Here is a 12,023-nt window from a genome sequence, read left to right on the forward strand (position 1 = left end):
ATCAACGACGCGTCAGCAGCACGCCCAACACCACCCCAATAGCGGCGCCGATGCCTACACTGGCCCATGGGTTTTCGCGGACATATTCATCAGTACGCGCGGCGGCTTCACGTGTTTGTTTGGCAATAACATCACCCGTTTCGCCGAGGCGATGACGGCTGTCACGCAGAACCTGCTCTGCTTTTCCCCGCAATTTACTCAGCTCTTCTTTCGATTTTTCACCAGAATTACTCAGCACTTCTTCCAGCGTATCCGCGAGGGATTTCAGTTCAGCGCGCAGATGATCGGCATTATCTTTTGACATAATTTTCTCCAGGTGAGTGAGTGGTAACGTCCTTAAAAATCAGTAATCGCGAGCCTCCAGCTCTTTCAGTTCAAGCTGTGCTTCTTTCAGCTTGTGTTCGCGTTTGCTTATTTTCTCCGCATCGCCTTTCTGCTTTGCTTCCGCCAGATCGCGACGGCGCTCGGCAACCTCTTCTTTCTGCCCGGCTATTTTTTTCTGGTGAGCGGCGCGGAGTTGGGTATCTGAACAGTTAGCGCGCACTTCATGCAGCGCCTTTTTCAGCCCCTCAATTCGGCTCTGGTTGTTATGTTTTTCGGCATAACTGATTTCGCGCTGGATATCATGTTCTTTCTCCTGACAGGGGCTTGCAGCTTGTGCAATAGCGCTCAGAGAAAGAAGAGCCAACGCCAGTGCGATGCGGTTTTTCATCATCGAAACCTTCCATTGTTGGCCAGCGAAACGGTTGTTGCGCCAGCATCCAGTTGTACAAAGTGAACCCTGGTTCCGTTTACTCAAGCATAGTAAGTAAACTGCTAAACACCAAAGTGAGTGAAAAGATTCAGAATCCTGGAAGGATTAACCGAATCGGTGAGTGGTAGTACGCAGAAGCGCCAGCCACGCAGAGGGTTGGCCGTTGCCATCATCCTGGGCGGCGATGATATAGCCGTGGGGTAAGGTACGATCGAGGACGGCTTTCGCCGCTGCGCTTTGGTCGCTGGATTCAAAAGTAATCAATAACGTATCGTTTTTCGGCGTAATACTTTTGAATTGTATGCCGTTGGCGTCCAGATGGTGCCAGACGGAGAAACCATCCGGCACGCTGACGTTCTGCGTCGCCGGGCGAATCGCCAGCGTGGATTCGCGGTTTTGCAGCGTCGCCCAGGTAATGAACATGACGCTGAAAATCGCCATCGTCATTAAGCCCATTAATAACCTGCGCAGCAAGGGACGTTGCAATTCCATATTCTTAGCCTCGATCGCGATATTTTTTCTTCCACAGCACCACCAGCGAGCCGATCAGGCCAATCACCAGCAATACGACCGGAAGCAACATCAGGCAGGACATCAGCGCATCTTCATACTTACGAAACACCGGCGTCTTACCCAGCAGGTAACCAAGCGATGTCAGGATCAACACCCACAGCAGGCCGCTCACCCAGTTGAAAAACTGAAAGCGTGTATTACTCAGACCAGAAAGTCCGGCAATCGTTGGCAACAATGTGCGAACAAAGGCAATAAAACGCCCGATTAATAGCGCAGAAAGGCCATGCTTATGGAACAGGTGATGCGCGCGCTGATGATAATGCGCGGGCAGATGTGACAGCCAGTTTTGTACGATGCGCGTATTGCCAAGCCATCGTCCCTGGATGTAGCTCAGCCAGCAGCCAAGGCTGGCCGCAACGGTCAGCAGGAGGATGGTTTGCGGGTAGCCCAGCGCGCCTTTAGCAATCAACACGCCGATCAGCACCAGAAGACTATCACCAGGCAGAAACGCCGCCGGAAGCAGACCGTTTTCCAGAAATAAGATGACAAATAAAACAAAATAGAGCATGCCGATCATGCCGGGATGCGAAAGTGTTTCGAAATCCTGGCTCCAGAGGGCATGAAGTAATTGGCTTAAAAGTTCCATTCGGTGTTCCTGGTACATCGGTTTACGTCACGTCGGTTACTGGCACAGAACAACACGGCGGCGGGCTCTAATATATTATGACCGCGCATGGCACATCCGGGTGCGATTGTTATCCAGCTAAAAGACGTTGTGAGTAAGCGCTAACTCATTCAATGGCGAAATGCATCTAATTGTAACAAAAGCTGACCGTGTGCGTCAGTCAGAATAACGCTCGCAAACGATTTTGCTTGCCAGGAGAGGGGGTGGCGAGGGTATTTACAAAGGCTGACACTCTATACCATTCACTGACCCTAAAAGGGAGCGGCGCAACGTAAGTGTGCGCCTGAATAGCGATTTTTTATTTCGTGCCGGTAGCGGCAGTATCAAGGTGAACCACCGGGTTTTCGGCAAACAGGTAGCGGTCAGCGTTGAACTCAAAATCATCGCTGGTTTCGTTAAACAGCATCAGCTTGGTGTTTTCCAGATGCTGCCACATGGCTACTTTCGCCGCGTGCGGATCTTTGCGGATCAGCGCCTTCAGAATTTGGTCATGATCGTCACACCAGTTATCGACGGTACGTAAATCGATATGGTCGTGCAGTTTTTTCCAGTACGGGTTATGTACGCGCTGCGTCCACATCTTCTCAACAATCGCCGCCAGTGCGCTATTTTGCGTGGCCAGTGCGACCTGAACATGGAATTGCAAATCCCACTCTGAATCACGGAAGCACTTCTCTTTGCGGGCGTTATCCTGGATTTCCATCAGCTTCATAATGTCCTGTTTCGTCACCTGAGTGGCGGCGAACTCAGCAATATTACTCTCGATAAGCTGACGTGCCTGCAACAGTTCAAACGGGCCGTAATTGGCAAACTCCAGGCTCTCATCCGGTGCTTGCGTATGGCGCGGCTGGCTGGAAATGACATGGATGCCGGAGCCTTTGCGAACTTCAACGTACCCTTCTACTTCCAGCATAATGATCGCTTCGCGAACCACGGTCCGGCTGACGCTTTTCTCATCGGCAATAAAGCGCTCAGCGGGCAGTTTGTCTCCCACAAGATACACGCCTTGCTCGATACGGCTCTTCAGCTCGGCGGCAAGCTGCTGATACAAACGACGTGACTCGGAAATTTCCATATAGGCTCCAGGGAAAAGAAAGGCGAGAGTAGATTTGTTATACCACTTTTACCGCATTCTCACCATCATCTCTGACGAAAAAGCCGCCCTGCGGCGGCTTTTACATTGTTCTGTCATACTTTTGTGAATCGCTAATTTTGCGCAGCGGTTCCGACAACCGTATGATTCACCACCTCATCGGCGGTCTGGTTTTTCAGCACCGTCCAAATCACCACGGCGCCCATCAGGTCAAACAGTGCCAGTACAGCGAACAGCGGGCTGAAACCAATGGTATCCGCGAGCGCACCGACGACCAGAGCAAACAGCGTACTGGCAGTCCAGGCAGCCATACCGGTCAGACCGTTTGCTGTTGCCACTTCATTACGACCAAAGACGTCAGAAGAGAGTGTAATCAGCGCGCCGGACAGAGACTGGTGAGCAAAACCACCGATGCACAGCAGACCGATTGCCACGTACGGGCTGGTGAACAGGCCGATCATGCCAGGGCCGATCATCAGCAGCGCACCCATGGTCACCACCATTTTACGGGAAACGATCAGGTTGACACCAAACACGCGCTGGAACAGCGGCGGCAAGTAGCCCCCAACGATACAACCCAGGTCAGCGAACAGCATCGGCATCCAGGCGAACATGGCGATTTCTTTCAGGTTGAAACCGTACACTTTAAACATGAACAGCGGGATCCATGCGTTGAAAGTACCCCAGGCCGGTTCTGCCAGGAAGCGCGGCAGTGCGATACCCCAGAACTGACGGGTGCCCAGAATCTGCCAGACGGACATTTTCTTGCCATTGTTGGTCTGGTGCTGTGCTTCCTGACCGCCAATGATGTAGTCGCGTTCTTCTTCGCTCAGTTTTTTCTGGTCACGCGGGTGTTTATAGAAGAACAACCAGGCCATTGCCCATGCGAAGCTCAGCACACCAGAGATGATGAATGCCATTTCCCAGCTGTGCATCACAATTGCCCACACCACCAGCGGCGGAGCGATCATGGCACCAATAGAAGAACCGACGTTGAAGTAGCCAACCGCGATAGAACGTTCTTTTGCCGGGAACCATTCAGACGCGGCTTTCAGGCCCGCCGGAATCATAGCGGCTTCAGCCGCACCGACCGCACCACGTGCCAGCGCCAGGCCGCCCCAACTGCCTGCCAGCGCAGTTGCGCCGCAGAATACAGCCCAGGTAATGGCGAAGAAAGCGTAACCAATTTTGGTGCCCAGAATATCCAGCACATAGCCGGCTACAGGCTGCATAACGGTATAAGCCGCGGAATACGCTGCAATGATGTAAGAATATTGCTGGGTAGAAATGTGCAGCTCTTCCATTAATGTCGGAGCCGCGGCTGCCACTGTGTTACGTGTCAGATAGCCCAATACGGTGCCGACCGTCACCAGTGCTATCATGTACCAACGTAATCCTTTGATTTTACGCATGTAAACCTCATCGTTATGTTATTACCGCTTGCGCGGTCACCCTTCAATGGTGTTCGGAGGGTGAAAACGGGAGGACGTAACCGGGAGAGTCCCCCGGTACGGCCCAAACCTTGCCACAAGTAAGCGTTTTTTTAATCCGGCATCCGTACCGTCAAGACCGATTTAATGAGTTATCGGGAATGCATTCCGTCGGCTATGTGTTCGACGGCTGAACGATAACTTGTCATACAACTTGAAAAGGTGAGTGATATCACAAAAGCGTTTTTCTTTGTGTGGTCTTTAACTTTGCTGGAAGAAGCCAGATTTGGCGCGGTCTGGCGGGGTATTTATCGCGCGGAAGCGTAAATTTTTGTCCGTTTTTATTGATCCAACTCACGAAAATATCTTCGGTCTATAGAAATTGGTGTGATAACTTTGTCAGCATCAAAGGTAAGCATCAGACGCACTCGTTGAGAGGAAGACGATAATGACCCCGTTTATGACTGAAGATTTTCTATTAGATACCGAATTTGCGCGCCGCCTGTACCACGACTACGCCAAAGACCAGCCGATTTTCGACTACCACTGCCACTTGCCGCCGCAGCAGATCGCTGAAAACTACCGCTTTAAAAACCTGTATGACATCTGGCTGAAAGGTGACCACTACAAATGGCGCGCGATGCGTACCAATGGTGTGCCTGAGCGCCTGTGTACCGGCGATGCGTCCGATCGTGAGAAGTTTGACGCCTGGGCGGCAACGGTGCCGCATACGATCGGTAACCCGTTATACCACTGGACACATCTTGAGCTGCGTCGCCCATTTGGTATTACAGGTAAGCTGTTTTCCCCGGCGACAGCGGATGAAATCTGGGAGCAGGGTAATGCACTGCTGGCGCAGGATAAATTCTCCGCGCGCGGCATCATGCAGCAGATGAATGTGAAAATGGTCGGCACCACTGACGATCCGATCGACTCTCTGGAGCATCACGCTGCTGTCGCCAAAGACAAAACTTTTACTGTCAAAGTGCTGCCGAGCTGGCGTCCGGATAAAGCGTTCAACATTGAACAGGCGACCTTTAACGATTACATGGCGAAACTGGGTGAAGTGTCCGATACCGACATTCGCCGTTTTGCCGATCTGCAAACTGCACTGGCCAAACGTCTGGATCACTTTGCTGCACACGGTTGTAAAGTTTCCGACCATGCGCTGGATGTTGTGCTGTTCGCCGAAGCCAGCGAAGCCGAGCTGGATAGCATCCTGGCCCGCCGCCTGGCGGGTGAAAGCCTGAGCGAAAAAGAGATCGCGCAGTTCAAAACCGCAGTGCTGGTCTGGCTGGGCGCGGAATACGCACGTCGCGGTTGGGTGCAGCAGTACCACATTGGTGCGCTGCGTAACAACAACCTGCGCCAGTTCAAACTGCTGGGGCCGGATGTCGGCTTTGACTCCATCAACGACCGTCCGCTGGCAGAAGAGCTTTCCAAACTGCTGAGCAAGCAGAATGAAGAAAACCTGCTGCCGAAAACCATCCTCTACTGCCTGAACCCGCGTGACAACGAAGTGCTGGGCACCATGGTCGGTAACTTCCAGGGTGAAGGTATGCCGGGCAAAATGCAGTTCGGCTCCGGCTGGTGGTTTAACGACCAGAAAGATGGCATGGAACGTCAGATGACCCAGCTTGCGCAACTCGGCCTGCTGAGCCGTTTCGTCGGTATGCTGACCGACAGCCGCAGCTTCCTGTCTTACACCCGTCACGAATACTTCCGCCGTATTCTGTGCCAGATGATTGGCCGCTGGGTGGAAGCTGGTGAAGCGCCGGCAGATATCCAGCTGCTGGGCGAGATGGTGAAAAATATCTGCTTTAACAATGCGCGTGATTACTTCGCGATTGAACTGAACTAAGGCCGTTTGAGGTTGATATGCAATACATCAAGATCCATTCGCTGGATAACGTTGCGGTAGCACTGGCGGATCTCGCTGAAGGGACGGAAGTCGTTGTCGACAACCAGACCGTTCGGCTGCGCCAGGCGGTGGTGCGCGGGCACAAGTTTGCGCTGCAAGCCATTGCCGAAGGTGAAAATGTTGTCAAGTATGGTCTGCCAATTGGTCATGCGACATCTGATATCGCGCCGGGCGAGCACATTCATTCCCATAACGCGCGTACCAATCTGAGCGATCTGGACGAGTATAGCTATCAACCTGATTTTCAGGATGAAGGCGCACAGGCGGTGGACCGGGACATTCAGATCTACCGTCGTGCAAATGGTGAAGTCGGGATCCGCAACGAACTGTGGATCCTGCCGACCGTGGGCTGTGTTAACGGCATCGCCCGCCAGATCCAGAACCGTTTCCTGAAAGAGACCCAGGATGCCGAAGGTATCGACGGCGTTTACCTGTTCAGCCACACCTATGGTTGTTCCCAGTTGGGCGACGACCACATCAACACCCGCACCATGCTGCAAAACATGGTGCGTCACCCTAACGCCGGAGCGGTGCTGGTAATTGGTCTGGGTTGTGAAAACAACCAGGTCGATGCTTTCCGCGAGACGCTGGGTGAGTTCGACCCGGAACGCGTTCACTTTATGATTTGCCAACACCAGGACGACGAAGTGGAAGCCGGGCTTGAACATTTGCATGAGCTCTATCAGGCGATGCGTAACGACAAACGCGAGCCGGGTAAACTGAGCGAGCTGAAATTCGGTCTGGAATGCGGCGGCTCAGATGGCCTGTCCGGTATCACCGCGAACCCGATGCTCGGTCGTTTCTCCGATTATGTGATCGGTAACGGCGGTACTACCGTGCTGACCGAAGTGCCGGAAATGTTCGGTGCTGAGCGTATTCTGATGAGCCATTGCCGCGACGAAAGTACCTTCGAGAAGACCGTCACCATGGTGAACGACTTCAAACAGTACTTTATCGCCCACAATCAGCCGATTTATGAAAACCCATCGCCGGGTAACAAAGCAGGCGGCATTACTACGCTGGAAGAGAAGTCCCTCGGCTGTACACAGAAAGCAGGGGCCAGCCAGGTCGTGGACGTGCTGCGCTACGGCGAACGTTTGAAAACTCACGGCCTGAATCTGCTGAGCGCGCCGGGTAACGATGCTGTTGCCACCAGCGCACTGGCGGGCGCAGGCTGTCATATGGTGCTGTTCAGTACCGGTCGCGGTACGCCGTACGGCGGTTTTGTGCCAACGGTGAAAATCGCCACCAACAGCGAACTGGCCGGGAAGAAAAAACACTGGATCGACTTCGACGCAGGTCAACTGATTCACGGCAAAGCGATGCCGCAACTGCTGAACGAGTTTGTTGATGTGATTGTCGATATCGCTAACGGTAAGCAAACCTGTAACGAGAAAAACGATTTCCGCGAGTTAGCCATTTTCAAAAGCGGCGTTACGCTCTGATTGACCTTTCTCTTTCGCGTCAGGGCCGCCAGGGTAGCCCTGGCGCGGAATATTTTGATAACTACGTCAGTGCTGACCTGCGGTAACATTTTCTTTTTTGGACCTGACAAGGATTTTTCATGACCGCGTATTGGCTTGCCCAGGGCGTTGGTGTCATTGCCTTTCTGATTGGTATTACAACCTTCATCAATCGTGATGAGCGGCGCTTCAAAAAGCAGCTCTCGCTCTACAGCGCCATTATCGGCGTGCACTTTTTTCTTATGGGCGCATTTCCCGCCGGATCGAGCGCCATGCTCAACGCAATACGAACGCTGATCACGCTGCGCACCCGCAATGTATGGGTGATGGTGCTGTTCATTGTGCTGACTGGCGGGCTGGGGCTGGCAAAATTCCACAATCCGATCGAGTTGTTGCCGGTGGCGGGAACGATCGTCAGTACCTGGGCGCTGTTCCGCTTTAAAGGTTTGCCGATGCGCTGTGTTATCTGGTGTTCGACCGGTTGCTGGGTGATCCACAACTTCTGGCTCGGATCGATTGGCGGTACGCTGATTGAAGGCAGTTTTCTGGTAATGAACGGGCTGAACATTATTCGTTTCTGGCGTATGCAGCGACGCGGTATCGATCCGTTTAAAGTCGAAACCGCGGTGCATAAAGAGTCTGCCGCCCGCTGACGGCAGATTGGGTTTATTCCTGTGCTTTTTTCCTGTCGTTCTGGTGGTTAACCCAGGCGTTGATCAGCAGCGTCAGCGCCAGGATCCCGCCGACCACACCGAGCGAAATGGCGATCGGAATATGGAAGAAATCCACGATCAGCATCTTGATGCCAATAAACACCAGGATCACCGACAGCCCGTACTTCAGCATTGAGAAGCGCTCCGCGACGCCCGCCAGCAGGAAGTACATGGCGCGCAGACCGAGAATCGCGAACAGGTTTGAGGTCAGCACGATAAAGGGATCGGTGGTCACCGCAAAGATCGCCGGAATGCTGTCAACGGCAAAAATCACATCGCTCAATTCCACCAGAATCAGCACCAGCAACAGCGGCGTGGCGAACAGCAGGCCATTTTTACGCACAAAGAAGTGCTCGCTTTCGATGCGATCTGTCATGCGCAAATGCCCGCGCAGCCAGCGCACCAGCGGCTTATCGCCGATCCCGGTCTCATCTTCTTTCGCCAGTGCCATCTTCACGCCGGTAAACAGCAGGAAAGCGCCAAACACATACAGCAACCATGAGAATTGCGAGATCAGCCAGCTACCGGCGAAGATCATGATAGTACGCAGCACAATCGCGCCGAGTACGCCGTAAACCAGCACCCGCCGCTGGAGCGCCGCCGGAACCGCAAAGTAGCTGAACAGCATCAGCCAGACAAAGACGTTATCCACCGCCAGCGCTTTTTCAATCAAATAACCGGTGAGAAACGCCAGCGCCTGCGTATCGGCCACCGCGCGCCCTTCGGTTTGCGTCAGATACCACCAGAACGCGGCATTAAAGAGTAATGAGAGGCTAACCCAGACGATCGACCATACGGCCGCTTGCTTCATGGACATGGTGTGCGCGCCGCGTCGTCCCTGAAGCAAGAGGTCGATGGCCAGCATAATCACGACCACGACAGCGAACCCGCCCCATAACATCGGTGTGCCGACTGTATTCATAATGAATTCCTTACCTAAAACAAAAAACGGCTAACGTCGAAAGACGTCAGCCGCTTGCTTTAGATGCAGGGAGTCTCGCCTTCCGGCAAGGTCTCACTTACGTCGGTGTAGACGCCCGGCGACCGGATGCAGTAACGCATCGTAATGACGATCCACCGGCAATGAAGTTACTCCCCTTTGCGAGTAACAAAATATGTCAGTCCATTCATGCCGTCAATGAGTCGGCCTCCCTGGTTTACGAACCTTTACGCAGTGAGTTCGACACCTACATCATCTGCCGGGAATTTCACGCCGGTCTGACGGCGGATTTCCGTTTGCAGTTTGGCCGTGGTACGGCTGATAGCCAGCCCCGGATGGTTGATCTCATTCTCTTCCACCAGCCGGGCAAAGGTCTCTGCTTCATAGAGCATGGTGTTGATATGCTGCGGCTGCGTCAGCTCCTGCGCTTTACTGCCGCGCGGCACGAACGACACTTTCTGGCATTCGGAAATCTTTTCTACCAGCAGCGAACCGGCTTCACCCTGGATTTCGCTTGGCAAAACGGAGTCGCTCACTTTCGAGTGTTGCAGCGTGACGCTGAAATCACCGTAATCCATTACCACTACGCCGTGCGCATCAACGCCGCTGTCGAGCAGGCTGGCGGTGGCCTGCACGCTGTGCGGCTCGCCCCACAGCGCTACTGCAGATGCCAGGCAGTAGAAGCCGATATCCATAATCGAACCGTTAGAGAACGCCGGATTAAAGGTATTTGGGTTTTCGCCATCCAGATAACGCTGGTAGCGCGAAGAGTACTGGCAGTAGTTAATAAAGGCTTTTCGCATTTTGCCCACTTTCGCCAGCGACTGTTTCAGCAGGATGAAGTTCGGCAGGCTGGCGGTTTTGAAGGCTTCAAACAGTACCACCTGATTTTCCCGCGCGCAGGCAATCGCCGCTTCGACCTCCTGTAAGTTCGAGGCCAGCGGCTTTTCGCAGATCACATGCTTTTTGTGGCTCAGAAACAGCCGGGTCTGCGGGAAATGCAGAGAGTTCGGGCTGGCAATATACACCGCGTCAATGGCATCGCTTTTCGCCATCTCATCCAGAGAGGTAAAAAGATGTTCTACCGGGTAGTCGTTGGCGAACGTTTGCGCCTGTTCAAGGCTGCGGGAAAAAACGGCGGTGAGTTTATATTTGCCCGTCTCATGGGCGGCGTCGACAAACTGGCGGGTGATCCAGTTTGTACCTATGACAGCGAAACGTATCATAAGGGCGCAATTTCTCCGTAAAGGGGGGATTTGTGCACTCTACCACGTCAGAATGACAAAACCAGTGCACTGCTACGCAGAAGCACAAATGGTCTCAACCGGGAAAGAGACGCAGCGCGGCAATGCGTGAAAGTGCGGTTTCGAGCGCTTCATCGCTGGCCGTCAGGCTGATACGAATAAACCGCTCGCCTCCTTTACCAAAGCCAGAACCCGGCGCAACCAGCACATGCGCCTCGTTCAGCAGTAAAGCGGAAAACGTAGCGGCATTAAAGCCTGCAGGTACGGGCAGCCAGAGAAAGAATGTGCCTTGCCTGGCATGTACCGGCCATGACATCGCGGCCAGCGTTGCCAGCACCCATTTGCGTCGCCGATGGTAAACCGCCACCAGTTGCTGCATACGCTGTGGCGGCAGCGCTAACGCCGCGATTGCCGCATCCTGCACCGCGCCAAAAACGGTGCTGTAGCTGTGGGTATGCAGCTTTTTAAACGCCTGAATGACAGACGCATTGCCGACAGCAAAACCAAAACGCCAGCCCGCCATGCTGAAGGTTTTCGACAGCGTATAGGTCTCCACGCCCCACGCTTTAGCGCCGGGCATTGCCAGCAGGCTTAATGGCGCTTCCTCTGCATGGCTGCCAATCGCCGCATAGGCAAAATCATGCACCACCGGAAGATGGTGCTCGCGGGCAAAATCGAGCGCTGCCGCGAACAACGCTGGTGTGGCCAGTACGCCGGTGGGGTTGTGCGGATAATTGAGCATCAACAAACCGGCATGACGGGCGACGTCGGCGGGCACGCGGCTGAAATCCGGCAAAAAGTCATTGGCTTCCTCCAGCGGGATGCCATAAAAGCGAGCCTGCGCCTGTAGCGCCGCTGAACGATAAATGGGGTAACAAGGGTCGGTAGAGATCAGGTATTGTCCCGGGTGGAGCAGTGCGCGCGGTAGACCGCTGACGCCGATGTGCGATCCCTGGAAAACCGCCACTTCCCGCTCCGGATCCAGTTCGACGCCATAGCGTTGCCGGTAAAAATCGGCAATCGCCTGGCGCACCTGTGTTTTGCCCCAGAACGAGGGATAGCCGTGGTTCTGCTCATCGGCAACGGCCTGTTGCAGGCGGGCAATGATTTCCGGCGGTGTGGGTTGCCCAGGGCTGCCGCTGGAGAGATCGACGAGCGGCAACGCGGCGGTATCAATGGTTGCCGCCACCTTTTCCAGCGCGCTAAACAGGTTCTCTTCCAGCGCATCGATCAACGGTGAAGGGGAAAAATCAGGCATAGTTTGCTC

12 protein-coding genes are annotated in these 12,023 nt (G+C 53.9%); 3 read left to right on the forward strand and 9 right to left on the reverse strand.

Features of this window, described 5'->3' with window-relative positions; genetic code table 11:
• Position 1: 1 nt before the first annotated feature.
• From AWR26_RS02990 to AWR26_RS03015, 6 genes are all read right to left on the reverse strand, one after another.
• Positions 2-304, reverse strand: coding sequence for a DUF883 family protein (locus tag AWR26_RS02990; protein ID WP_064563466.1), 303 nt, complete (start codon positions 302-304; stop codon positions 2-4).
• Positions 305-343: 39 nt separating this feature from the next.
• Positions 344-712 carry a DUF1090 domain-containing protein gene (locus AWR26_RS02995; RefSeq protein WP_064568942.1) on the reverse strand — a complete coding sequence of 123 codons (369 nt, stop codon included), beginning with the start codon at positions 710-712 and terminating at the stop codon, positions 344-346.
• A 147-nt stretch (positions 713-859) separates the two neighbouring features.
• The gene (mzrA, locus tag AWR26_RS03000) at positions 860-1,246 is read right to left on the reverse strand and encodes an EnvZ/OmpR regulon moderator MzrA (protein ID WP_064563468.1); all 387 of its coding nucleotides are present in this window, start codon (positions 1,244-1,246) and stop codon (positions 860-862) included.
• Between the two features lie 4 nt (positions 1,247-1,250).
• Positions 1,251-1,913 (reverse strand): DedA family general envelope maintenance protein YqjA, encoded by a 663-nt coding sequence (gene yqjA / locus AWR26_RS03005; RefSeq protein ID WP_064563470.1) that lies wholly within the window; start codon positions 1,911-1,913, stop codon positions 1,251-1,253.
• Positions 1,914-2,250: 337 nt separating this feature from the next.
• Complete coding sequence (exuR, locus tag AWR26_RS03010) at positions 2,251-3,027, reverse strand: transcriptional regulator ExuR (protein WP_064563471.1); 777 nt, start codon at positions 3,025-3,027, stop codon at positions 2,251-2,253.
• Positions 3,028-3,158: 131 nt separating this feature from the next.
• Complete coding sequence (locus AWR26_RS03015) at positions 3,159-4,457, reverse strand: MFS transporter (protein WP_043956446.1); 1,299 nt, start codon at positions 4,455-4,457, stop codon at positions 3,159-3,161.
• A 466-nt stretch (positions 4,458-4,923) separates the two neighbouring features.
• On the opposite strand from AWR26_RS03015, the gene uxaC reads away from it, so the two are divergent.
• The 3 genes from uxaC to AWR26_RS03030 all read left to right on the forward strand — a co-directional run bounded on the left by uxaC (position 4,924) and on the right by AWR26_RS03030 (position 8,512).
• Complete coding sequence (uxaC, locus tag AWR26_RS03020) at positions 4,924-6,336, forward strand: glucuronate isomerase (protein WP_064563473.1); 1,413 nt, start codon at positions 4,924-4,926, stop codon at positions 6,334-6,336.
• A 17-nt stretch (positions 6,337-6,353) separates the two neighbouring features.
• Complete coding sequence (locus AWR26_RS03025) at positions 6,354-7,841, forward strand: UxaA family hydrolase (RefSeq protein WP_064563475.1); 1,488 nt, start codon at positions 6,354-6,356, stop codon at positions 7,839-7,841.
• Positions 7,842-7,960: 119 nt separating this feature from the next.
• Positions 7,961-8,512 (forward strand): YgjV family protein, encoded by a 552-nt coding sequence (locus AWR26_RS03030; protein ID WP_064563477.1) that lies wholly within the window; start codon positions 7,961-7,963, stop codon positions 8,510-8,512.
• A 13-nt stretch (positions 8,513-8,525) separates the two neighbouring features.
• Here AWR26_RS03030 and AWR26_RS03035 read toward each other — a convergent pair whose 3' ends face one another.
• The 3 genes from AWR26_RS03035 to AWR26_RS03045 form a co-directional block, all read right to left on the reverse strand.
• On the reverse strand, positions 8,526-9,494 hold the full coding sequence (locus AWR26_RS03035; protein ID WP_064563479.1) for a TerC family protein: 969 nt from the start codon (positions 9,492-9,494) through the stop codon (positions 8,526-8,528).
• A 245-nt stretch (positions 9,495-9,739) separates the two neighbouring features.
• Positions 9,740-10,738 carry a Gfo/Idh/MocA family protein gene (locus tag AWR26_RS03040; RefSeq protein WP_064563481.1) on the reverse strand — a complete coding sequence of 333 codons (999 nt, stop codon included), beginning with the start codon at positions 10,736-10,738 and terminating at the stop codon, positions 9,740-9,742.
• A gap of 94 nt (positions 10,739-10,832) precedes the next feature.
• On the reverse strand, positions 10,833-12,014 hold the full coding sequence (locus tag AWR26_RS03045; protein ID WP_064563483.1) for an aminotransferase class I/II-fold pyridoxal phosphate-dependent enzyme: 1,182 nt from the start codon (positions 12,012-12,014) through the stop codon (positions 10,833-10,835).
• Positions 12,015-12,023: the final 9 nt, after the last annotated feature.

Origin of the sequence: Kosakonia oryzae (assembly GCF_001658025.2) — a bacterium.
In the GTDB taxonomy this organism is placed as follows: Bacteria; Pseudomonadota; Gammaproteobacteria; order Enterobacterales; family Enterobacteriaceae; genus Kosakonia; species Kosakonia oryzae.